Origin of the sequence: Pleomorphochaeta sp. DL1XJH-081, from assembly GCF_049310885.1 — a bacterium.
GTDB lineage: Bacteria > Spirochaetota > Spirochaetia > Sphaerochaetales > Sphaerochaetaceae > CAYZJV01.
Genome location: NZ_JBMDYO010000054.1, coordinates 1 through 284 on the forward strand (window position 1 = coordinate 1; position 284 = coordinate 284).

At 53.2% G+C, this 284-nt stretch carries 1 protein-coding gene; it reads left to right on the forward strand.

The features are described from left to right. On the forward strand, positions 1-240 hold a 240-nt coding region (locus tag ACODJP_RS13880; RefSeq protein ID WP_422482507.1), incomplete at its 5' end, for a hypothetical protein. Positions 241-284 lie beyond the last annotated feature (44 nt).

Sequence of the window (284 nt, forward strand, 5' to 3'; positions counted from 1 at the left end):
AGTCACTATTTGATAGTCTCAGTGGCTGCAGGTGCAGTCGGTGCAAGCGCAGCTAGTGCCGCACTTGCAGTTTCCATCGTGCTCGGCCGCGGCCGGGGCATCCATCACCATGCTGTAGGTGTAGCTCTGCTCGGTCTCAATGATGTCGGCTGTGTAGCCCTTCTTCCCGCACTGGGATTTGTCAGCGCAGTCGCAGTTTCCGCAGTTGACAGACGACATGATGATGTTTATGGAGGTTGAAGAGGAAACTGAAAGAAGGTTGGATAGTATGAGTTAAGTGTGGT